Raw genomic sequence first — 21,189 nt, forward strand, 5'->3', positions numbered from 1 at the left:
GCCAATGCGTCCGGGGCCCGTCACGGCCGGGGGGCGACGGTGGGAAGCACGGGGTGGTCGGCGGAGACCGGGCCGGACGCGGCCCGTCGGCATCGGGTCACCGACGCGGCGGGCCTCACCGTCCTGGGCGGCTGTGCCGTGTGGTCCATGATCACGGCGGCCGCGCGGGCGGGCCGGCCCGAAGGAGTGCTGCTCGCGGTGCTCGCCGTCGCCGCGGGTTATGCGTGCGGCCGGATCAGCGGGGCGCTCGTCCCGGTGGCCGCCTCCGTCGCGGCGGGCGGCGGCGGGCTGTGGCTGGCCGCGGTCGCACCGCAGGGCGGCCCGGCCCCGGACACCATGGCGCCGCTCGGGCGGGCCGGTGCCACGGCCGCGCTGCTCGCCCTGTCGGCGGGCGCGCTGTGCTGCGCGGCGTGGTCGGCACGGCAGCGCCGGCTGCGCATCGCGTTGCACGCAGGCGCGGCCGGGACGGTCGTCGTGGCCCTCGCCATCGGTTCCGGAACGGGGGGCGCCGTCTGCGCGGGCATCGTCCTGTACTCGCTCGTGGCGGCGGGCACGCGCCGCAGGGCGGTCGCCCTCGCGGGTCTCGGCCTGGCGACGGCCGCGGTGGCCGCCGTCGGCGTGGCCCTCGCCGGGAGCGTGCTGCCGTCCGGGACGGCCGCCGCGCTGGAGGGCCGGCTCACCGCGCACCGCGTTCTTCTGTGGCGCGATGCCTGGCACCTGGCGGAATCCGACCCCGCGCTCGGTGTCGGACCCGGCCGCTTCGAGGAGCTCAGCCCCACGCTGGCGCACTCCCCCTTGTCCGGCGGCAAACCGCATTCCGCGGTCCTTCAGGTGGCCGCCGAGCAGGGCGCCGTCGGCGCGGCTCTGCTGGCGGCGGCGTACTGCTGGCTGCTGTACGCACTGTGGCGCTCGGCCCGCTCCACCCAGGTGGTCCTGGCCGCGGGCGGGGCGCTGACGGCGGTGGCCGCGCTGGCGTCGCTCGGCAACGCGCTCAGCTTCACGACGGTGACCGTGGGCCTGGGCCTGCTCGCGGGCATCGCCACCGCGGAACCGCTCACGGACGGCCCACCGCACGACGCGGCCGCCCCGGCAGGTGTCCGGGACGGCCGCGAATAGCGTGCGAGGAGTTCAGAGGACGGGGCCGGCCGGGGTCGGCTTGAGGCGGTCACGAATGTGCCGCACGGCGCTCTCCGCGTCGTCCACCGTCACCGTGAACTTGCGGCCGTCACCGAGGATCAGCACCAGGCCCTCGCCGCGTCGCACCACGACGGCCGTGCCGATCTCGGGGCGCCAGCGGTAGCCCCAGCCGCCCCACTGCCGGGGCGTGACGCGCGGCGCGAAGGCCGCGTCGACGACATGGGCGAGAGGGATGCGGCGGCGCGGCAGTCCGACGTGGCCGCAGCGCACTTCGAGGTGGTCCTTGTCGACCTTCACGGCGACGTGGAGGAAGGCGAGGGTGCCGAACAGGATGAGCAGTCCGACGGCGATGAGGCCGACCACGGACATGGCCAGAGCGGCGATACCGGTCGCCCACGAGTTGTCCACGGCGAGCTCGATGCCGAGCGCCAGGCAGGCGAAGCCGCCCAGGGCCAGGAGCCACTGCACGCGGTTGTGCGCGCGACCGGTCCAGATGTCGCTCGCGTGGGCGGAAGAGCGTCGCCCGGGGTGTTCGTCGGCGGCGGGTTTCCTCATGCACACGAGCGTACTCATGTTCCGGGGCGAAGGCACTGGCTTGCGGAGCGTAACTGCTCCGGATCGGGGGTCCCCCTCAGCCGACGCGGCTGACGGCCTGCAGTGAACGGCCCTCGGCGTACGTGAGTGCGGCCTGCGGCAGCGACTCCGTGCGGCCGCTGAGGATCACGGTGAGTGAGCCGCGGGCGCCCGGCACGGCCGGGGGCCGCTCGCCGATGCGGCGCAGGGCCTGCGCGGCGACGGCCCCCGCGCTGCCGTGCAGCACGAGGGGGGCGGCGCCGGGCCGCTGCACCGCGGCGCGGATGCGCTCCGCGACCAGCTCGTAGTGGGTGCAGCCCAGGACGATCGCCCGCACGCCGGGCGGGGTGAGGGCGGCGGCGGCCGCGACGGCCCGGTCGATGCCCTCCTCGTCGGCCCATTGCACCGCGTCGGCGAGGCCGGGGCACGGCACCTCGGTGACCTCGGCGCCGGCCGCGAAGTCACGGATCAGTCCCCGCTGGTAGGGGCTGCCGGTGGTGGCGGGCGTGGCCCAGATGGCGAGGGGGCCGCCGCCCGACGCGGCCGGCTTGATCGCGGGGACGGTGCCGATGACGGGGATCGCCGGTTCGAGCCGGGCGCGCACGGCCGGCAGGGCGTGCACGGACGCGGTGTTGCAGGCGATGATCAGCGCGTCCGGCCGGTGCGCGGCGGCGGCCTCACAGACGGCGAGCGCCCGCCGCGTGACGTCCTCGGGGGTACGCGGACCCCACGGCATGCTGTCAGGGTCGGAGGAGAGCACGAGGTCGGCGTCGGGCCGCAGGTTCCGTACCGCGGCGGCGGCCGCGAGCAGTCCGATTCCCGAGTCCATCAGCGCGATCTTCACCCGGAAACCATAGACGATGGGCCCGACAGGGCCGTGCCGGTGGGGCAGACTGCGGCGGATGGACGTCGTTGCGTGGATCACCGCGGCCTCGCTCGCCGCATGGCTGTGGATGCTGCTCTGCCAGGGGTTCTTCTGGCGCACGGACCTGCGGCTGCCGCCCCGCGCGGAGCCCGGTGCGTGGCCGGATGTGTGCGTCGTGGTGCCGGCCCGGGACGAGGCGGAGGTCCTGCCGGACAGCCTGCCGTCGCTGCTCGCGCAGGACTATCCCGGGCGGGCGGAGATCTTCCTCGTGGACGACGGCAGTTCCGACGGCACGGGCGAGGTGGCCCGGGCTCTGGCAGCACGGCACGGCGGGCTGCCGCTGACGGTCGACTCCCCCGGCGAACCGCCCCCGGGCTGGACGGGGAAGTTGTGGGCGGTGCGGCACGGCATCGGCCTGGCACGCGCGCGTGGCCCGGAGTTCCTGCTGCTGACCGACGCGGACATCGCCCATGAGCCGGACAGCCTGCGGGAGTTGGTGGCGGCGGCCCGCGCGGGCGGCTTCGACCTGGTGTCGCAGATGGCCCGGCTGCGGGTGGTGAGTCTGTGGGAGCGGCTCGTCGTGCCCGCGTTCGTCTACTTCTTCGCGCAGCTCTATCCGTTCCGGCGCATCGCCAAGAAGGGCTCGCGTACGGCCGCCGCGGCCGGCGGCTGCGTTCTGCTGCGCACGTCGGCGGCGGAGCGGGCGCGTATCCCGGACGCCATCCGGCAGGCGGTGATCGACGACGTGTCGCTCGCGCGGGCCGTGAAGCGTTCGGGGGGCCACATCTGGCTGGGCCTCGCCGAGCACGTCGACAGCGTGCGGCCCTATCCGCGGCTGGCCGATCTGTGGCGCATGGTGTCGCGCAGCGCGTACGCGCAACTGCGGCACAACCCCGTGGTGCTGCTCGGCACCGTGCTCGGCCTCGCGCTCGTCTATCTGGTGCCGCCCGCCGCCGTGTGCGTCGGGCCGGCCACCCACAGCGGGCCGGCCGTGCTGCTCGGCGCGCTCGCGTGGGCCGTCATGACAGGGACGTACCTTCCGATGCTGCGCTACTACCGGCAGCCTCTGTGGCTGGCCCCTCTGCTGCCTTTCACCGCGTTCCTGTACCTCCTCATGACCGTGGATTCCGCGGTGCAGCACTACAGGGGGCGCGGCGCGGCATGGAAGGGGCGTACCTACGCCCGTCCCGACGCCGCACCCGAAGGGCGGTGAATTCGGCGCTACGGAGAGCTACTTGCGGCCCGGGGTCCAGTTCATGCCCCATCCGTAGACCTGGTCCACGGTGCGCTGCGGGCTGACGCCTCGGTCGGGGACGAGATAGCGGGCTTCTCGCTGGACGGTCAGATCGCCGCCGTCGTTGGTGATGAGGGCGAGCGCGCACACCGTGGAGGGCACCGTGCACTCGTCCAGGGAGAAGTCGATGGGCGCCCCGTTCAACGGCTGCAGCGTCACGGTCGCGTGCAGGTCGGCGAAGCTGCGGGCGCCTTCGTAGATGGTCACGAAGATCAGGATGCGGCGGAAGTCGTTCTTGTGGTCGAGGTTGATGCCGAGGTTCTCACCGGTGGAGACGGTCCCGTTGCGGTCGTCGCCGTCGAGGTGGATGTACGGGGGCTGGTACAGCGAACCGAAGGCGTTGCCCAGGGCCTGTACGACTCCCTTGCGTCCGTCGGCGAGTTCGAAGAGGGCGCACAGGTCGAGATCGAGGTCGCGGTGCATCGCGGTCGCCCGGCCGAGCTTGCTCCCCCAGCCGCTGAACTGCTTGCGCATCTCCCAGTTGAGGTTGACCCGCATCGTGCCCGACGTGCCGCCCTGTTTCGCCAGGGAGACGGTGGGCGCCGACTTGGTGAGCGTGATCTTGGTGAGCCGTACGGGTTCGGGTGCGGACGCGGGCGCGGGTGGCGTCGCCGCGATCGGCGGGCCCACCGGAGCTGCCGACGGCACCGGAGGCGCGGCGGTCGCGTGCTGCGGCTCGTCGACGCTGATCCCGTAGTCCGTGGCGAGCCCTTCGAGTCCGCTGCCGTAGCCCTGGCCGACCGCGCGGAACTTCCAGGCGCCCTGGCGCCGGTACAGCTCGCCCAGTACGAACGCGGTCTCCACGGTGGCGTCGGTGCTGTCGAAACGCGCGATCTCGGCGCCTCCCACCGCGTCGACGACCCGGATGTACAACCCTGTCACCTGGCCGAACGTGCCGCCGTCCGCGGACGCGGCGAGGACCACCCGCTCGATGGCCGGTTCCACGCGCGCGAGATCGACGGAGAGTGTGTCCGTCACGGCACCGCCCGCGGTGCTCTTGCCGTCGTGCCGCACCGCGCCGGAGGCGTGCGCGGGCTGGTTGTAGAACACGAAGTCCGCGTCGGAACGCACCTTTCCGGCGGCGAGGAGGAGCGCCGACGCGTCCGCGTCGGGCACACCGGGACCTGAACGCCATCCCAATTCGACGCGCACCGCGGGAGCCGGCACCGCGACATTCGATCCCTTGGCCATTGTCATGTCTGCCCCCAACGCTCAACTCCGGGTTCCGCCGTCAACCTATTCCCCGGCCCGCAAAGGACCCCAGAGGCACGTTCGAAGATCGCTGGCCAACCCTTGGTAACCCTTCAGGAACGCGGCCTTTACACGATTTCTACGCCGCGAGACGACCGATTTTCCCAAGTTCGCTCGCATTGGGGACACGCCGTCACTGCCGACACGCAAAAGAACCCTCTTATCGGTCTACCCCAACGACCACATCGTGGGCTTAACTTATGTGCCATGACCTCCCCCCGCTCCACCTATGGCGGCGGTTACTACTCCGCGCCGTCCTTCCCGGACACTCCGATCTACGACTCCCTCGTCGCAGAGCGGGGCACTCCCCAGATCGCCCCGATCCGGGTTCCCTCCGCGTACGACACCGGCAGTCATCTGCCCGCCCTGCCGGCGGCCCTGCCCGCTCTTCCCTCCGCGCCGTCGCCGCAGTACGGCTACGCGCCCCAGCAGCACGCCCCGATGCAGGCGGCCCCGACCGCGTACATCCCGCAGCAGGCCGCCGCTCCGCGCGGCTACCAGGCACCGCAGGCCCAGCCGCAGCGCCCGGCCCCCGGTACCGGCTACGAGGCGATGCGTCCGGCCGCGCCCCGGCCCGCCCCGGCGCCGTACGAGGATCCGTACAACCGCCAGCAATACCGCGGGTACTGAACGACGACGGATTCGTCTCGCCCGCACAGGGGGCTGTCGGTGCCTGCTGGCAGGATGGCCCCATGTCGCAACCCGTGCTCAGTTCGATCCATGTCCACCCGCTGAAGGCGGTTCGGGGGCACGCTCCGCGTGAGGCGGTCGTGGAACCGTGGGGGCTCGCGGGCGACCGCCGCTGGGTGCTGGTGGACAGCGCGAACAAGATCGTCACGCAACGCCCGCATCCGCGTCTGGCGTTGGCCGCCGCCGAGCAGTTGCCCGGGGGCGGCGTCCGGGTGTCCGCACCCGGCATGGACCCGCTGACGGTCGAGGTGCCCGAGCCCCGCGCCACCACCACGATCGAGGTCTGGAAGGACAAGGTCGAAGCGGTGCTCGCCGATCCGGCGGCCCACGCGTGGTGGAGCGCATACCTGGAGAGCGACATACGGGTGCTGTACCTGGACGACCCGGCGACCAGGCGCCCCATCGACCCGGAGTACGCCGAACCGGGCGAGACGGTCAGCTTTGCCGACGGGTATCCACTGCTGGTGACCACCCTCTCGTCGCTCGACGCCCTCAACTCCCTGATCGCACAGGGCGATCATGCCGACGAGGGCCCGCTTCCGATGGACCGTTTCCGGCCGAGTGTGGTCGTCTCCGGGACCGCGCCCTGGGCGGAGGACGACTGGTCGCGGATCGCGATCGGCGAGGTCACCTTCCGTGTCGCCAAGAAGTGCGGCCGCTGTGTGGTCACGACCACGAACCAGGAGACGGCGGAGCGCGGCAAGGAGCCGCTGCGCACCCTCGCCCGGCATCGCCGCTTCGGTGACCAGCTCTGTTTCGGGACCAATCTGGTGCCCGAGTCGCACGGCTCCGTGCGGGTGGGCGATCCGGTCACCGTGCTCGCATAACCGTCACCCGGTGGGGAACCCGGCGGCCCGGCATGCTCGTTGAGAGACAATGGGCTGCCGTGCGAGGCCACGACGGGAGCGGAAGGGGGTGCAGTCCGTGCGAGCGATCACCGGGCTCTGGCGCTGGCGCCGCAATGCGCTGCGCCGCGGGACCGACCTGGCGGAAGCCTGGGTCGCACTGGTCGCGCTGATCCTCATGGTCGTCGCCGCACCGGCCGTCGGCGCCGTCGCGGGCTCCTTGTCCCGTGACGCCCTGTACCGCTCGGTGCAGGAGCAGCACGACCGGCGCCACAAGGTCACGGCGACGGTGGTCAAGAAGGTGGCGCAGCCGCCGCTCGACCCCGATCCGGAGACGTCGACCGCGCGGGACGCGCACAGCCGGGTCGTCGCGACCTGGCGGGCGCCGGACGGCTCGGCGCACCGTGACCGCGTCGTCGCCGCGCTCAAGGCCCCGCACACGGGCGACACGTTCCCGCTCTGGACCGACCGCCACGGCCACGTCGTGGGCCGCCCGCTCGACCGGGCGACGGCCACCACGCACGCGGTGCTCGCCGGGTTCGGCGCGGCCGCCGCCATGACCGGGCTGGTCGAGGGCGCCCGCCGCCTCGTCGTATGGCGCATGGTCCGCCGTCGGTACGCGCGCTGGGACCGCGCCTGGGACATCACCGGTCCCGACTGGGGCAGGACCGGCACGGGCAGCTGACGGGGTTCGGCCACGGTCAACTGCCGTGCTCCACGCACGCTACGGTGGACCCACCTTTCGCAGGAAGAGCGCCGGGCAGGGCGTGCACACGACCCGCGTACGACGAGGTGGGGGCAGATCAGCGCCATGGCACAGGGCACGGTCCAGGTGACACACACCGGCACATCGCGGTGGCGGCGCCGCACAGGTGAGTACGCGTCGCTGGCCGCCGCCCTGGAGGCAGCCGGCGACGGGGACGTGCTGACCCTCGCGCCGGGCACCTACAGAGAGAACCTCGTCGTTCAGCGCTCGGTGACCCTGCGCGGCCCCGAGGGCTCCCCCGGGTCGGTGCGCATCGCCCCCGTCGACGGGGTGCCGCTGACCGTGCGGGCCTCGGCGACGGTGCAGGGCCTGCACATCGAGGGGCAGGACGCGGCGGCGCCCGCGCTGCTCGTCGAGGAGGGCGCCCCCGAACTCGTCGACATACGCGTCGTCACCCGCTCCGCGTCCGGGATCGAGGTGCGCGGCGGCGCCCGGCCGACCGTGCGGCGCTGCACCGTCGACAATCCCGCGGGCATCGGCATCGCCGTCCTGGACGGCGGGGGCGGCGTGTTCGAGGAGTGCGAGGTCGTCGCCGCCGGGCAGGCCGGGATCGCCGTACGCGGCGGCGCGCACCCGCGCCTGGAGCGCTGCCGGGTGCACCACACGTCCGGTGCGGGACTCTCCGTGACCGGCGAGCACAGCGGCCTGGAGGCCGTGGGCTGCGAGGTGTACGAGGTCAAGGGCTCGGGCGTGCACATCACCGGGCGGGCCGCGGCGCATCTCACCGACTGCGACGTGCACCGCACGACGGCCGACGGCGTCACGCTCGACACGGACGCGGTGCTCACGCTGGCGGACTGCCGCATCCACGACATCCCGGAGAACGCGATCGACCTGCGGTCCCGGTCCGTGCTCACGCTCACGAGGTCCACGGTGCGCCGGTTCGGGCGCAACGGTCTGTCGGTGTGGGACCCGGGCACGCGCGTGGACGCCAATCAGTGCGAGATCCACGACAGCACGGGCGACTACCCGGCGGTGTGGGTGAGCGACGGCGCGACCGCCGTGCTCGACGCGTGCCGGGTGCACGACGTGCCGGACGCGCTGTTCGTGCTCGACCGCGGCTCGCGCGTCGACGTCGTCGACAGCGACCTGTCCCAGGTGCGCAACACCGCCGTGTCGGTGAGCGACGGGGCGAGCGCGCAACTGGACGACTGCCGCATCCGCGAGGCCGCGACCGGCGCCTGGTTCCGCGACCACGGCAGCGGCGGCACCCTCGCCAACTGCACGGTGGACGCGGTGCAGACGGGCGTCATCGTCACCAAGGGCGCGGACCCCACGATCGAGCGCTGCACGGTCACGTCCCCCGCGGAAGCGGGCTTCTACGTGTCCGCGGGCGGCCGGGGCAGCCTCACAGGCTGCCGCGTGACCGGCAGCGGCGGGTACGGCTTCCACATCATCGACGGCTGCCGCACGACCCTGAAGAAGTGCCGTACGGAACGGTGTTCCCGCGGTGGTTACGAGTTCGCCGAGGACGGCCCGGTCGTGGAGGAGTGCACCAGCGACGAGAGCGGCGGCGTCCGCCCCGGAGGCGCTACGACCGCTCCGATACCGGTCCCGCAGACCGCCACCCAGACGGTCGGGCTGCTCGGCGCCGTGCCCGACCCGCGGCCCGCCGCCGCGCCCCCGGAGGCGACGAAGCCCGCGCGTACGTCGACGGACGTGCTGGGTGAACTCGACGCCCTGGTGGGCCTGGAGAGCGTCAAGCGGGAGGTGCGGGCCCTCACCGACATGATCGAGGTGGGGCGCAGACGCCAGCAGGCCGGCCTCAAGGCGGCGTCCGTGCGGCGGCACCTGGTGTTCACGGGCTCCCCCGGTACCGGCAAGACGACGGTGGCGCGTCTGTACGGCGAGATCCTGGCGGGGCTCGGCGTCCTGGAGCAGGGGCACCTCGTCGAGGTGTCCCGCGTCGACCTGGTCGGCGAGCACATCGGATCGACCGCGATCCGCACCCAGGAAGCCTTTCAACGGGCCCATGGAGGCGTCCTGTTCATCGACGAGGCGTACGCCCTCTCCCCCGAGGACTCCGGACGCGACTTCGGCCGCGAGGCGATCGACACGCTCGTGAAGCTGATGGAGGACCAGCGGGACTCCGTCGTCGTCATCGTCGCGGGCTACACCGCGGAGATGGAACGGTTCCTGTCGGTCAACCCCGGTGTGGCGTCCCGCTTCTCACGGACCATCACCTTCTCCGACTACGTTCCCGATGAGCTGCTGCACATCGTGGAGCAGCAGGCCGACGAGCACGAGTACCGGCTCGCCTCCGGGACACCGGAAGCACTGCTCAAGTACTTCACGGCGCTCCCGAAGGGGCCGGCGTTCGGCAACGGCCGCACCGCGCGCCAGACGTTCGAGTCGATGGTGGAGCGGCACGCGGGGCGGGTCGCGCAGGTCGACGAGCCGAGCACGGACGAGCTGACGCTCCTCTACCCGGACGATCTGCCCGAGCTGCCCTGAGGCGCGCCCAGGGGCTCCTGTGGCTCGCCCTCGGGCCGCGGCTGCGGGACGCCCGGCTTGAGCCGGGCGAGCAAGCGCTCCCGTTCCTCCGCGAAGACCGGGTCGGCCTGGTAGTCGCCGTGGCCCAGGATCGGTGCGGGCAGCGGGTGCTGCTCGGTGCGGCCGTAGGCGAGCGGGTCGAGCAGCGCCGGGTGGTCGACCTGGGGGCCGCATTCGCCGGACAGGTTGATCGGGCCGCCGATGGGGTCGGTCCTGCGGTACAGATTGCGCCAGCAGTCGACCTGCCGGTGCAGGGACGACAGGGCGGCGGGTCCGAAGTGCGCGGGGAACCATCGTCCGTACAGGCGCTCAAGGGGTGACCCGTAGGTGAGCAGTCCGACGCGCTTCCTTACTGAAGGGTGCAGTTGCCAGGCGGCCGCGGCGGCGAGGACGCTGCCCTGCGAGTGGCCGGACAGGACCAGGCGGCCGCCCGTGGCGCGCGTCCATGTGGCCATGCGCCAGGTCAGGTCGGGCACGGCGCGCTCGGCGTAGCAGGGGGGCGCGAAGGGGTGCGCGGCACGCGGCCAGAAGGTGCCCACGTCCCAGAGGATGCCGATGGTGCGCCGCGCGGAGGGGTCCTTGTAGGCACGCCTCCCCCAGGTGACGAAGAGTATGAAGCCGACGCCGATCAGCCAGGACCCGAGCGCCTGCGCGGTGTCCGCCGCGCCTTCGACGACGGAGTACGTGCCCTCGGCCGCGGCCCCCGGCACCTCGCCGGTGGACCAGGCGCCGGCCACGGCGAGGACGCCGAGCAGCAGTGTCACCGAGGAGACGACGCCGATGATCAGGGGGGCCCGGTCGGTGAGGGCGGCACGCGCGCGGGTGCCCGCGATACGGTCGGTGCGGGCCTCGTCCGAGGGCTCGCTGCTCTCGTCGAGGCGGCCGTCGAGGTGGTATTCCAGCGGGATCCGGGCCTTCTCCCGCTTCTTGACGCGTGCGGTGCGCAGGGCGAGCCCGGCGCACAGGACGGCGAGGACGAGCAGCAGGGGCGGGATCACGGACGCCTGCCAGGAGAGCAGGACCGGCGGGCCCTCGATGAGGCCGCTGGTGCCGTCGAGCCAGTCCGCGACGCGTTGCGCTACGCCGCCGGTCATCACGCCGCCGAGAGCGCAGGCGAGCATCGCGGTGGCGGGTCCGCCGAGGCCGCGCAGGGCGGTACGGCGGTCGCGGGCCCTGCGGTAGATGACCTTCGCGACGACGGCGAGGGCCACCACCAGGGCGCCCTCCACGAGGGCGATGCCGCCGAACGTCGCGTCCCCCGGCAGCCGGCCCGACGAGCGCCATTCGGGGCGGGACCAGCCCGCGTACAGCATGCTCAGCGCGAGGAGGGCGAGTGCGCCGTACGGCAGGGCGCGGACGAGCACGCGGTCCAGGCGGACGTCGACCGTGTTCTCGCTGCGGCCGCGGTGGACGACGACGCCGATGACGGCGAGTGCCCCCGCGAGCAGGGATCCGACGAAGACCCATCCCAGGACGTCGAGGAGCGCGGGGCCGCCGGGTGCCCGGTCGTGCCGGGCGGCGGACGTGCCGACGGCCGCGGCGACGGTGAGCAGGCCCGCCGCGGTGTGCGCGGCGCGCAGCCGGGCGACCAGGCGGCGCCCGTACCAGAAGCCGGGCTTGCCGAGGGCGGTGCTTCCGTCGCCGTCGTCGGGCTCGGGCTGGTGCGACAGCGGGAGTTGGGACTCGTAGGCGCTCCACGTGCGGTGCGAGAGGTACCAGAGCAGGGCCGTCAGGGCGGCGGGCACGAGCGCGGCGAGGGCGAGGCGGCGGCCGGGCTGGCTCCACCAGCCGCCGTCGCCGTGGGCGTCCACGGAGAGGAAGCCCAGCCATGCCCGCTGCGCGCCGCACGCCGGGGTGCCCGCGCACTGCCACGCCGTCAGGTCGAGCGCGACCTCGCAGGCCGCGGCTACGAAGAGGACGGTGAGGCTGAGGCCGGCCAGGCGGACGAGCAGGCCGTAGAGGCGTACGGCGCCGGATCTGCGGCGGGCGTTGGGGCGCATCCAGTGGGCGAGGTTGACGACCATGAAGGGCAACAGCAACAGCCACAGGGCCCGTGATCCGTTGCCCGAGGTGAGGTTGCACCACACGTAGGCCTCGGGGACGGGTTTGCCGCGGTAGTCCTCCGGCCGGCTCTCCGCGTCCACGTCCTCGACGCGGCGGAAGACCGCCGCGGTCTCGTCACCCGACACCCGGACCGTGCGCGGGTCGTCGAGCATCTCCTGGGGTGTGGTGCCCCCGACGCCGTGGACGAGCAGTTCCAGGGCGGTCTCGTCGGCCGCCGGCGTCTCGTGGTGCCCGTGCTTCTCGTGGATCTCGTGGTTCTCACGCGCCATGATGTGTGTCCCCCGTTCCTGACCACTACCAGAATCCCGGCTCAGGGCTCGCATGCGCATCCCTCGTCACTGAATCTCCCCGATCGTTGTGGCACCGATGCGCAGGTCGCGCCGGTAGCACCCGCGCGGGCGGTGGGACGGCTGTCGGTGGCGCGTGCGAGGATGACGCGGCAGGGCAGATGTGTGACAGGCGTGACCGGGCGAAGGGATCCGACGGGACGTGAGCGAGAATCAGAACCTCCTCGCAGAGCAGCGCCGCGCCCTGATTCTCGACGAGGTCCGCCGCCGCGGCGGCGTCCGGGTCAACGAGTTGACCAGGAAGCTCGGCGTCTCCGACATGACGGTCCGCCGCGACCTCGACGCGCTGGCCCGCCAGGGCGTCCTGGAGAAGGTGCACGGCGGCGCCGTACCGGTCGTCGAGGCGAGCACGCACGAGCCGGGCTTCGAGGCGAAGTCGGGCCTGGAGCTGACCGCCAAGGAGGACATCGCCCGCGCCGCGGCGACGCTGGCCGCGCCCGGCTCGGCGATCGCCCTGTCCGGGGGGACGACGACGTACGCGCTGGCGCAGCAGCTGCTCGACGTGCCGGACCTGACGGTGGTCACCAACTCGGTGCGGGTGGCCGATGTGTTCCACGCGGCGCAGCGCAGTTCGGGTACCCGGCCGGGTGCGGCCACCGTGGTCCTGACCGGCGGTGTGCGTACGCCGTCCGATTCGCTGGTGGGCCCCGTCGCCGACCAGGCCATCGCGGCGCTCCACTTCGACGTGCTGTTCCTCGGGGTGCACGGCATAAGCCCGGAGGCCGGGCTCTCCACGCCGAACCTGGCGGAGGCGGAGACGAACCGGCGGCTCGTGCAGTCCGCGCGGCGCGTGGTGGTCGTGGCCGACCACACCAAGTGGGGGACGGTGGGCCTGAGTTCGTTCGCCTCCCTCGGCCAGGTGGACACCCTGGTGACGGACGCGGGGCTGCCGGTCGAGGCGCGCGCCGAGGTCTCCGAGCACGTGCGGCTCGTCGTCGCCGGCGAGCCGGATACCGGTACAGACATCTGACGGGTCGCCAGCTATGGTGACAGTGCTCGGTCAACCAGCCTGGTCCGCTTGCCCGTTGGGGCGTTCTGCTTGGGGGCGACTCGTTCGTGGCACGCCGTCTTCTGCCCGTCGGCCTCGACTTCGTCGAGATCGCTCCGCTCCGCCTCGTGTTCGCCCGCGAGGTGTCGGCCTCACCGGACGCGGTGTACCGGGCGCTCGCCGAGGACGTGGCCGGGTGGCCGCAGTGGTTCTCGGCGGTGACGCTGGCGCGGCCGCTGGACGACAACACACGGCGGGAGATCCGGCTCAAGGGTGGGACGCGGTTCCTGGAGACGATCGTCGCCGCCGAGCCCGGCGCGCTGTACGCGTACCGGGTCGACCAGACCAACGCCCCTGGAATCCGGGCCCTGTTGGAGGAGTGGCGGATCGTGGCCGTGCCCGGCGGGACGCGGGTGCAGTGGACGTTCGCGGCGGACGGCGTCGCGCCGTTCCGGCTGGGGCTGAAGGTGGGGCGGGCCGGGCTCGGGCGGGCTTTCCGGGACGCGGTGCGGGCACTTGATCACCGGCTGGCTTCGGCGCCCCGCGCGGGGAGTTGAGGTCGCGGTGTCAGGGACGGGCCCCGCATCTCAATCGCCGGAGGGGCTTGAGGAGCCGGACGTCGAAACAGGCCACGCCCCTGTCACCAGCAGCTGCTCGATCGTCCGCGTGTACGGGCCGATATCCAGGCCCTGTCGCTCCAGCCACTCGTCCGAGTAGTACTTGTCGAGGTACCGGTCCCCCGGGTCGCAGAGCAGCGTGACCACACTGCCCTTGCGGCCCTGCGCCACCATCTCCGCGACGATCTTGAGCGCGCTCCACAGGCCCGTGCCCGTCGACCCGCCGGCCTTGCGGCCGATGGCCCGCTCCAGGGCGCGGACGGCGGCGATGCTCGCCGCGTCGGGCACCTTCATCATCCGGTCGATGGCGCCGGGCACGAAGCTCGGCTCCATCCGGGGCCGGCCGATCCCCTCGATCCGGGAGCCGCAGTCGCTGGTGGCGTCGGGATTGTCCGTCGTCCAGCCTTCGAAGAAGCACGAGTTCTCCGGGTCGGCGACACAGACGCGGGTGTCGTGCTGCATGTAGTGCACGTACCGGGCGAGGGTCGCCGACGTGCCGCCGGTCCCGGCCGTCGCCACGATCCAGGTGGGGCAGGGGTAGCGCTCCATCTCCATCTGCCGGTAGATCGACTCGGCGATGTTGTTGTTGCCGCGCCAGTCCGTCGCCCGCTCCGCGTACGTGAACTGGTCCATGTAGTGCCCGCCGGTGCGCGCGGCGAGGGCCGCCGACTCCTCGTACATCGTCCTGGAGTCGTCGACGAAGTGGCACCGCCCGCCGTGGAACTCGATCAACCGACATTTCTCGGCGCTCGTCGTACGCGGCATCACCGCGATGAACGGTACGCCGATCAGCTTCGCGAAGTACGCCTCCGAGACCGCCGTCGAGCCGCTCGACGCCTCGATGACGGGGCGGTCCGGCCGGATCCAGCCGTTGCAGAGCCCGTAGAGGAAGAGGGAGCGCGCGAGGCGGTGCTTGAGGCTGCCGGTGGGGTGGGTCGACTCGTCCTTCAGATAGAGGTCGATGCCCCAGGGCTCGGGGAGCGGGAAGCGCAGCAGGTGGGTGTCGGCCGAACGGTTGCCATCGGCCTGGACCTTTCGGACGGCCTCTTTCAGCCACGTTCGGTATACGGAATCCGTGTGGTCGACATCGAGCGTCGGCATCGGCTCACCGGCCGTGCCGTCGCCCGTGGGACGGCCCTGCTGCGTCGTGCTCACCGCGCGGCTCCTTCGTGTCGTTCCGGGTGTCGGCCCGGGCGAGACCTCACGAAACGGGTGCCGAGCGAACCGGTGCGGATCCGGTCGGAGGCGACCGGACGTCTCGATCATAGACACCTTCCGCACGCTTCTCACCTGCATAAACACACCTTTGGGCGGCTCAAAGGCTAGCCTGGCGGAGTGCGGGAGCACCGAGGCGCGGGGATGGCATATTCCGGACGCGCCTGCTGCTTCACAGCACGTCCACATGCGTACTGGTGCTCCTGGCCAGGTGCGTGCAGACTGCACCGCAGAAGGCATTCAAGGGGGCGAGACAGCATGGCGGAGCCGGAGTTCACGGCGACGGGCGTACGGATCGGGCGGCGGCTGCGCTCGCTGACCCGGGCCGGGCAGATCCGGATCACGGGCGGCAGGCTCGAACTGCTGACGAGCTACGGCAGCGAGATCGACAGCGCCCCTCTGCGTGAAGTCCGTGCGGGCAAACCCTGGTTCGGCTCCGACGACCGGGCCACGGCGGAGGTCGACGGCAGGCGGTATCTGCTGCGCCTCGGCGGTCAGAGCGCGGACGCCGGACCTCCTACGGCCCGCCGGTTCATCGAGGCCGTGCGCAGCGCCGCGGCGCGCACCACCTGACCTTCACAGCACCGGGGAACAGCCTTTGAAGTTGCACGCCTGCATCCCCTGGGCCACTCTGGTCACACATCACTACTCAGGGTGCACCGGCGATGACGCTGCGAACCAGCCCGCCGGACAAAAGTAGCGGGCGGTCCTGTCACAGCTCGATCGCTCCGCTCGATCCGTTCTCGTCTTCTTCCGGACCTCATTCGGGGAGTCGCAGCCGTGATCAGCCAGCCGAGCAGGCATTGCACGGTGGAGCTCCAGGCCCTGCCGTCGCGGATCGGACAGGTCCGCAGAATCGTATCGGCGCAGTTGCGCTACTGGCATCTCGATCCGTTGATAGAACTCGCGGCGCTCGGTGTCACCGAGCTGCTGACCAACGTCCACCGGCACGCCGAGCCGGACAAGATGTGCACCGTGGAGATCGAGCTGCGCAGGGACCTGCTCACGCTTTCGGTGCACGACCACGATCCACGGCTTCCCGTGCTGCGCGACGCGGATTCGCTCTCGACCTGCGGTCGGGGCCTCGCGATGGTCGCCGCGGTCAGCGAGAGCTGGGGGGTGCGTCCGCACGGCGAAGGCGGCAAGGCCGTCTGGTTCACCCTGCCCGCCCCGCCCCCCGCGGTGGCCGCGCCGCAGCCGGTGTACGGACCGGCGGCCACGCTGTGTGCCGACGCGGCCGAGCACCACATGTCGGAACCCGCTCCCGCCCGGTCGGCCGTCGCAGGCTGACCGGGCGGTGACGACCGCACCCGCACGTCACTCCGTGGCGATCGCGCGGAGCACGTCCAGGCGGGCCGCCCGGCTCGCCGGCCACAGACCCGCCAGGGCGCCGGCCACGAGCCCGACCAGGGCGACGACGAGCAGTCGTACGGGCGGCAGCGCGAACGCGAACGCGCTGTCGCTCGCCCCGTCGGAGGCCTCGACCAGGACCCAGCCGAGGAATCCGCCGAGCACGAGCCCGCCGGCCGTACCGGACGCGGCGACCAGGACCGACTCCCATCGGACCATGGCGCGCAGCTGGGCCCGGGTCTGGCCGACGGCCCGCAGGAGGCCCAGTTCCCGGGTGCGTTCGTGGACGGCGAGGGCGAGCGTGTTGGCGATGCCGAGCAGCGCGATGAGGACAGCCAGGGCGAGCAGCGCGTAGACGAGGGTGAGCATCATGTCGATGCCGCCCGCCGAGGACTGCGCGTACTCCTGGCGGGTCTGCACCTCCGGATTCCCGTAGCCGGACGCGACCTTCTCGACGGCGGCTGTGCCGTCCGCCCTGCCGACGCCGTCCTTGAACGTCACCGAGATCAGGGTGTCCGCGTCCTGGGTGCGGTGCGGCGTCCAGGCCGCACGGGTGATGACGTAGTCGCCCGCGAGTTCGGAGCGGCCGTAGACGGCGCGGACGGTGAAGGGTTCCCGCTTGCCGTCGGTGAAGGTGAGCCGGGCCGTGTCGCCGACCCGGAGGTGCCGCTGGTCCGCCTCGGTGCGGGTGAGGGCGATGCCGTCCGTGCCCAGGTCGTCCATCGAGCCCTGGACCGTGCCGAGGTCGAAGGCCTCGGCGAGGGCGGCCGGGTCGGTGACGGTGAGGGCGCGGCCCTTTCCGTCGATGTCCGCGACGCCCTTGCCGAGTCCGACGGCCGTGGCCACCTCGGGACGCTCGGCGAGGGCCGGGGCGAGCCGCGGGCTGAGGCCGCTGCCGCCCCGGTGAGCGTCGTGGTGGTCATGACGCACCGCCCTTGGCCCTGGCGTCGCCGGTGGCGTAGTGCCCGAACTCCTCGTTCAGGACGGTCAGTCGGCGCCAGTACTCGTCCTCGTCGATCTCACCGGCGGCGAACCGGCGGCCGAGCACGGCGATCGGCGAGTGCTCGTCGATCCGCGGCCCGGCCCGCCACGGTCCACGCCGGCCGCGTCCGGCGGTGCGGCGCAGCAGGGTGACGACGCCGATCGCGACGGCCGCCCAGACCAGCGGAAAGAGAAGCATCCACGGGCCGGGGCCGTCGCCGCCGAAGTGCGCGAGGGTCTGCATCTGACTCATCTCCCGAAGGGGTCGCGGTGCTGTGGGTGATGAGTCGAGCGTCGCGCCGGCAGGGGGTCGCCGTCGTCGTACGGCCAGCGGCACCACGCGTACCACCGTGGGAGTACGGGGAGGGGTACGGCCCTGCTCCCGGCCCCTCCCCGCCCTCTGGCCATCGGCCTCTCAAAGCTGCCTTGCCAACTGTAACTACTAGTATGTACGGTGTGCTCATGAGCACTCAGGAGCGACTGATCGACACCACCCGGGACCTCCTGTGGGAGCGCGGATACGTCGGCACCAGCCCGAAGGCGATCCTGCAGCGCGCGGGCGTCGGCCAGGGCAGCATGTACCACCACTTCACCGGCAAGCAGGACCTCGCGCTCGCCGCGATCCGGCGCACCGGCGAGGAGCTGCGGGCCACGGTCGACCGGCTGCTCGCCGCCGGAGGGACGGCGTACGAACGGATCGAGGCGTATCTGCTGCGGGAGCGCGACGTGCTGCGCGGCTGCCCTGTCGGCCGGCTCACGATGGACCCGGACGTGATCACGAGCGAGGAGTTGCGGGCACCCGTGGACGAGACCATCGCCTACGTCAGGACCCGGCTCGCCGAGGTGGTCCAAGAGGGCGTCGACAACGGCGAGTTCGGGCCACATCTGGTACCGCGCGACATCGCGGCGACGATCGTGGCGACCGTGCAGGGCGGCTACGTCCTGGCCCGCGCCTCCGGTGACACGGACGCCTTCGAAGCGGGCGCCCGCGGCCTGCTCGCGCTCCTCGCCCCCGCCCGCACCCCTTCGGCCGACTGAGGACACGAACGTGCACATCACGCGCACCCGCCCCGACACGCGGCAGGGCCCGGCCGAGAACTTCACCGGCACGGTCTGGCTCGACGAGGTCGCGGCCCCCGAACTCCCTTCCAGGCTGCGGATGTTCAGCGTCCATTTCGCCCCTGGCGCGCACACCGCGTGGCACACCCACCCGCACGGCCAGGTCCTGCACGTCCTGGAGGGCGAGGGCCGGGTGCGGCGCGAGGGTGGCGCCGTGGAGGTGATCCGGGCGGGCGACACCGTCTGGATCGAGCCGGACGAGTGGCACTGGCACGGCGCCGGCCCGCGCAGCTTCATGACGCATCTGGCGGCCGTCGAGGCGGCGGCGGACGGGACGACCGTCTGCTGGGGCGCGCACGTCGGCGACGACGAGGCGCACCCGGCGCTCTGAGGCGTACCCGCACTTCGAGGAGGGCACGAGCATGCACGTGATGCAGTACGAGATCACGTTCCCGGCCGACTACGACATGGGCGTCATCCGTGAGCGGGTGGCGACCCGGCACACGTTCACGGACGCGTTCGAGGGGCTCGGGGTCAAGGCGTACCTGATGCGGGAGAAGGGCGTCGACGGCTCGCCGGTGAACGCGTACGCGCCGCTGTATCTGTGGCGCACCCCGGAGGGGATGAACACGTTCCTGTGGGGTCCGGCGTTCCAGGGCCTCTCGGCCGACTTCGGGCGGCCCGTGGTCCAGCACTGGGCGGGGGCGGCGTACGCGGAAGGGCCCGCGGTCTCAACTGCCGCGCGGACAGCGGTGCGACGGCGCACTCCGATCGAGCCGGATGCCGAACTCTCGGAGGTGCTCGCGCAGTCGGTTCACGAGATCGAGCAACTCGGCGTGTTGGACGGCGTGTTGCTGGCGGCCGCCGCCGTCGACCCTCGCACCTGGGAGCTGCTGACCTTCTCCGTCTGGGACCACGACTCCCCCAAGGCGCCGGGCGACATCTACCAGGTTCTGCACCTCTCGCAGCCCGAGCGGGACCTGCTGCCCCGCGTGAGGCACTGGTGAGCGGCGTCGTGCGGACCGTCGAAGGGGACGTTCTGCCGGGCGAGTTGGGTGTGGTCGACGCACATGATCACCTCTTCTTCCGCAGCCCGTTGCTGGTGGGGCAGGAGCTGGACGATGCCGGCCTCGCCCGGCAGGAGCTGGCCGCGTTCGCGGCCGTCGGGGGCGGGACCGTCGTGCAGTGGACGCCGTACGGGCTCGGGCGGCGGGCCGAGGAGCTGCCCGCGCTCGCGGCGGCTACCGGGGTACGCGTCGTGGCCGCGACCGGCATGCATCAATCCGCGCACTACGCACCGGAGTTGCTCGCATCCCGTGCCACCGATCTCGCCGAGGTGTTCGTGCGCGAACTCACCGTGGGCATCGCGGACAGTGGCGTCCGGGCCGGTCTGATCAAGGTCGCCGGCGGGTTCCACGCCCTGGACGCCCACGCGCGGTGGACGATGCGGGCCGCCGCCGAGGCGCACCACGCGACCGGGGCTCCGATCGCCGTCCACCACGAGCTGGGCACGGCCGCGCTCGACGTACTGGACCTGCTGTGCGGGGAGTTGGCGGTACCGGCACGACGGGTGATCCTCGGGCATCTCAACCGCTCCCCCGACTTCGTGACGCAGAAGGAAGCGGCGCGCTCGGGCGCCTACCTGGCCTTCGACGGCCCCTCGCGGGCGAACCACGCGACGGACTGGCGCATGCCGGACGCGATGGCGGCCCTCGCCGAGGCCGGGTACGCGGACCGGCTGCTGCTGGGCGGCGACACGACGACCGCCGGGGCGCGGTCGGTGAGCGGCGGCCCCGGGATGCCCCATCTGCTGCGCCGGGTGCGACCGCGACTGGTGGAGGCCCTCGGCAAGGACACGGTGGAGCGCGTACTCGTGGGCAATCCCGCGGAGGCGTTCGCGGTCGAGTGGGCGTGACGGCGCGGCCGGTGGGGGTCGCGCTCCGGCGCGGGCATCGGGGCGAGTCCTGCCGCGTGCCGCCTCCCGAGGTATTGCACTGAGCGATCCAAAACAGCTACGGTTCCTCCATGGCCCGACCGAGGACGTTCGACGAGGAGCGGGCCCTGGACGCGGCGATGCACGCCTTCTGGGAGAACGGCTACGAGGCCACTTCCACGCAGGACCTGTGCACCGCCACCGGCCTGGGTCGCAGCAGCATCTACAACACGTTCGCCAGCAAGCACGAGCTGTTCACGCGCTCGCTGGTCCGCTACATGGAGAGCATCGGCGCGAACCATGTGACCCTTCTGGAGAACGTGGAGCGGGAGCCGCTCGACCGCATCCGCGACCTGTTCGCGACGGTCATCGACATCGAGATCGGGACCCGCAGGGACGGACGCAGCCGCGGCTGCCTCACAGTGAACACGACCGTGGAGCTGGCGGGCCGCGATCCGGAGACGACCGGACTGCTCGAGCGGGATCTGAGCAGCCGGCTCGCCGCCATGGAGGCGGCCATCGCGGCAGGCCAGCGGGACGGCACCATCACGTCCCGCCGCTCCGCCGGTGAACTAGCGCGCTTCCTCAACGCCGTGATCGGCGGGATGCGCGTCTCCGGCCAGGGCGGCGCCGACCGGGCCACCCTGGAGTCCACGGCCCGGATCGCCCTGGACGCCCTCACACACTGACCCCGTACGCCACCGGACGCCGGGCACCGCCG

General features: G+C 72.5%; 21 protein-coding genes and 1 pseudogene. 15 read left to right on the forward strand and 7 right to left on the reverse strand.

The genetic code is table 11. The features are described from left to right. The first annotated feature begins 39 nt into the window (after positions 1-39). A complete protein-coding gene (locus tag AB0J02_RS23980; protein ID WP_363195789.1) occupies positions 40-1,116 on the forward strand; it encodes an O-antigen ligase family protein in 1,077 nt (358 codons plus the stop codon). A 12-nt stretch (positions 1,117-1,128) separates the two neighbouring features. Here the strand turns inward: AB0J02_RS23980 and AB0J02_RS23985 are convergent, their stop codons facing one another. Together AB0J02_RS23985 and AB0J02_RS23990 are read right to left on the reverse strand one after the other, a co-directional pair. After that, on the reverse strand, positions 1,129-1,692 hold the full coding sequence (locus tag AB0J02_RS23985) for a hypothetical protein (RefSeq protein ID WP_363195790.1): 564 nt from the start codon (positions 1,690-1,692) through the stop codon (positions 1,129-1,131). A gap of 76 nt (positions 1,693-1,768) precedes the next feature. Next, positions 1,769-2,554: an aspartate/glutamate racemase family protein gene (locus tag AB0J02_RS23990; RefSeq protein WP_363195791.1), complete on the reverse strand. Its 786-nt coding sequence runs from the start codon at positions 2,552-2,554 to the stop codon at positions 1,769-1,771. Positions 2,555-2,612: 58 nt separating this feature from the next. On the opposite strand from AB0J02_RS23990, the gene AB0J02_RS23995 reads away from it, so the two are divergent. Further along, positions 2,613-3,788: a glycosyltransferase gene (locus tag AB0J02_RS23995; RefSeq protein WP_363195792.1), complete on the forward strand. Its 1,176-nt coding sequence runs from the start codon at positions 2,613-2,615 to the stop codon at positions 3,786-3,788. 18 nt (positions 3,789-3,806) lie between these two features. On the opposite strand, the gene AB0J02_RS24000 is transcribed toward AB0J02_RS23995, so the two are convergent. Beyond that, positions 3,807-5,066, reverse strand: coding sequence for a TerD family protein (locus AB0J02_RS24000; RefSeq protein ID WP_363195793.1), 1,260 nt, complete (start codon positions 5,064-5,066; stop codon positions 3,807-3,809). Between the two features lie 261 nt (positions 5,067-5,327). Between AB0J02_RS24000 and AB0J02_RS24005 the strand changes: the two genes are divergently transcribed. The 4 genes from AB0J02_RS24005 (at position 5,328) to AB0J02_RS24020 (ending at position 9,875) form a co-directional block, all read left to right on the forward strand. Beyond that, complete coding sequence (locus AB0J02_RS24005) at positions 5,328-5,750, forward strand: DUF6643 family protein (RefSeq protein ID WP_363195794.1); 423 nt, start codon at positions 5,328-5,330, stop codon at positions 5,748-5,750. 62 nt (positions 5,751-5,812) lie between these two features. Continuing rightward, positions 5,813-6,637, forward strand: a complete 825-nt coding sequence (locus AB0J02_RS24010) for an MOSC N-terminal beta barrel domain-containing protein (protein WP_363195795.1) — start codon at positions 5,813-5,815, stop codon at positions 6,635-6,637. Between the two features lie 97 nt (positions 6,638-6,734). Then, positions 6,735-7,340 (forward strand): hypothetical protein, encoded by a 606-nt coding sequence (locus AB0J02_RS24015; RefSeq protein ID WP_363195796.1) that lies wholly within the window; start codon positions 6,735-6,737, stop codon positions 7,338-7,340. 126 nt (positions 7,341-7,466) lie between these two features. Next, positions 7,467-9,875: a right-handed parallel beta-helix repeat-containing protein gene (locus AB0J02_RS24020; RefSeq protein WP_363195797.1), complete on the forward strand. Its 2,409-nt coding sequence runs from the start codon at positions 7,467-7,469 to the stop codon at positions 9,873-9,875. Here the strand turns inward: AB0J02_RS24020 and AB0J02_RS24025 are convergent. Then, entirely contained in the window at positions 9,845-12,247 is a 2,403-nt protein-coding gene (locus AB0J02_RS24025) for a hypothetical protein (protein WP_363195798.1), read from the reverse strand. The two genes, AB0J02_RS24020 and AB0J02_RS24025, sit on opposite strands and share 31 nt — an antisense overlap. Positions 12,248-12,467: 220 nt before the next feature. Here AB0J02_RS24025 and AB0J02_RS24030 point away from each other — a divergent pair, with 220 nt between their 5' ends. Continuing rightward, the gene (locus AB0J02_RS24030; protein ID WP_363195799.1) at positions 12,468-13,295 is read left to right on the forward strand and encodes a DeoR/GlpR family DNA-binding transcription regulator; all 828 of its coding nucleotides are present in this window, start codon (positions 12,468-12,470) and stop codon (positions 13,293-13,295) included. Between the two features lie 86 nt (positions 13,296-13,381). Next, complete coding sequence (locus AB0J02_RS24035; RefSeq protein WP_363195800.1) at positions 13,382-13,870, forward strand: SRPBCC family protein; 489 nt, start codon at positions 13,382-13,384, stop codon at positions 13,868-13,870. Positions 13,871-13,900: 30 nt separating this feature from the next. Here AB0J02_RS24035 and AB0J02_RS24040 read toward each other — a convergent pair whose 3' ends face one another. Beyond that, on the reverse strand, positions 13,901-15,031 hold the full coding sequence (locus AB0J02_RS24040; protein WP_363195873.1) for a PLP-dependent cysteine synthase family protein: 1,131 nt from the start codon (positions 15,029-15,031) through the stop codon (positions 13,901-13,903). Positions 15,032-15,403: 372 nt separating this feature from the next. Here AB0J02_RS24040 and AB0J02_RS24045 point away from each other — a divergent pair, with 372 nt between their 5' ends. Then, a complete protein-coding gene (locus AB0J02_RS24045) occupies positions 15,404-15,718 on the forward strand; it encodes a hypothetical protein (protein WP_363195801.1) in 315 nt (104 codons plus the stop codon). Positions 15,719-15,925: 207 nt separating this feature from the next. Continuing rightward, positions 15,926-16,435, forward strand: coding sequence for an ATP-binding protein (locus AB0J02_RS24050; RefSeq protein ID WP_363195802.1), 510 nt, complete (start codon positions 15,926-15,928; stop codon positions 16,433-16,435). A 27-nt stretch (positions 16,436-16,462) separates the two neighbouring features. Here the strand turns inward: AB0J02_RS24050 and AB0J02_RS24055 are convergent. Next, positions 16,463-17,395 (reverse strand): annotated as a pseudogene (locus AB0J02_RS24055) (ABC transporter permease); the annotation flags it as partial. A gap of 19 nt (positions 17,396-17,414) precedes the next feature. Beyond that, positions 17,415-17,720: an SHOCT domain-containing protein gene (locus AB0J02_RS24060; RefSeq protein ID WP_363195874.1), complete on the reverse strand. Its 306-nt coding sequence runs from the start codon at positions 17,718-17,720 to the stop codon at positions 17,415-17,417. Positions 17,721-17,923: 203 nt separating this feature from the next. Between AB0J02_RS24060 and AB0J02_RS24065 the strand changes: the two genes are divergently transcribed. The 5 genes from AB0J02_RS24065 (at position 17,924) to AB0J02_RS24085 (ending at position 21,157) form a co-directional block, all read left to right on the forward strand. Beyond that, positions 17,924-18,514, forward strand: coding sequence for a TetR/AcrR family transcriptional regulator (locus AB0J02_RS24065; RefSeq protein WP_363195803.1), 591 nt, complete (start codon positions 17,924-17,926; stop codon positions 18,512-18,514). 10 nt (positions 18,515-18,524) lie between these two features. Next, a complete protein-coding gene (locus AB0J02_RS24070) occupies positions 18,525-18,926 on the forward strand; it encodes a cupin domain-containing protein (protein WP_363195804.1) in 402 nt (133 codons plus the stop codon). Between the two features lie 31 nt (positions 18,927-18,957). After that, complete coding sequence (locus AB0J02_RS24075; RefSeq protein WP_363195805.1) at positions 18,958-19,542, forward strand: DUF4865 family protein; 585 nt, start codon at positions 18,958-18,960, stop codon at positions 19,540-19,542. Continuing rightward, entirely contained in the window at positions 19,539-20,450 is a 912-nt protein-coding gene (locus tag AB0J02_RS24080; RefSeq protein ID WP_363195806.1) for a phosphotriesterase, read from the forward strand. Before AB0J02_RS24075 ends, AB0J02_RS24080 begins: the two co-directional genes overlap by 4 nt. A gap of 110 nt (positions 20,451-20,560) precedes the next feature. After that, positions 20,561-21,157 carry a TetR/AcrR family transcriptional regulator gene (locus AB0J02_RS24085; protein ID WP_363195807.1) on the forward strand — a complete coding sequence of 199 codons (597 nt, stop codon included), beginning with the start codon at positions 20,561-20,563 and terminating at the stop codon, positions 21,155-21,157. The last annotated feature ends 32 nt before the right edge of the window (positions 21,158-21,189 follow it).

Origin of the sequence: Streptomyces sp. NPDC050264, assembly GCF_040655895.1 — a bacterium.
In the GTDB taxonomy this organism is placed as follows: Bacteria; Actinomycetota; Actinomycetes; order Streptomycetales; family Streptomycetaceae; genus Streptomyces.